The sequence below is a fragment of the Streptococcus vulneris genome (assembly GCF_019218685.1).
Taxonomy (GTDB): Bacteria; Bacillota; Bacilli; order Lactobacillales; family Streptococcaceae; genus Streptococcus; species Streptococcus vulneris.
This window is the reverse complement of the sequence record NZ_JAHUZC010000030.1, coordinates 1-728: the sequence shown is the minus strand read 5'-3', so window position 1 is coordinate 728 and position 728 is coordinate 1. Positions and strand designations below refer to the sequence as shown.

The 728-nt window shown below is 54.8% G+C and carries 1 pseudogene; it reads right to left on the bottom strand.

Annotated features, from left to right (window positions below):
• Window positions 1-728 (bottom strand): annotated as a pseudogene (locus KUA57_RS09450) (adhesive domain-containing protein); the annotation flags it as partial.

Below are 728 nucleotides of genomic sequence, written 5' to 3'. Positions count from 1 at the left end.
GCTTCAGCTTCAGCGTCAACAAGTGCGGTGGCTTCAGCCTCAGCGTCAACAAGTGCGGTGGCTTCAGCCTCAGCATCTACTAGTGCAGTCGCTTCAGCTTCAGCGTCAACAAGTGCGGTAGCCTCAGCTTCAGCGTCAACAAGCGCAGTAGCTTCAGCTTCAGCGTCAACCAGCGCGGTAGCTTCAGCTTCAGCATCTACTAGTGCAGTGGCATCAGCTTCAGCATCTACTAGTGCAGTAGCAAGCGCCTCAGCGTCAACCAGTGCAGTGGCTTCAGCTTCAGCATCTACTAGTGCAGTGGCATCAGCTTCAGCGTCAACAAGTGCAGTAGCTTCAGCTTCAGCATCTACTAGTGCAGTGGCATCAGCTTCAGCATCTACTAGTGCAGTGGCATCAGCTTCAGCGTCAACAAGTGCAGTAGCAAGCGCCTCAGCATCGACAAGTGCGGTAGCCTCAGCCTCAGCATCAACAAGTGCAGTGGCTTCAGCTTCAGCGTCAACAAGTGCGGTAGCTTCAGCCTCAGCATCGACTAGTGCAGTGGCTTCAGCCTCAGCATCAACAAGTGCAGTGGCTTCAGCTTCAGCATCAACGAGCGCGGTAGCAAGTGCCTCAGCATCGACAAGTGCGGTAGCAAGCGCCTCAGCATCAACTAGTGCAGTAGCAAGCGCCTCAGCATCGACAAGTGCGGTAGCCTCAGCCTCAGCATCAACAAGTGCAGTGGCTTCAGC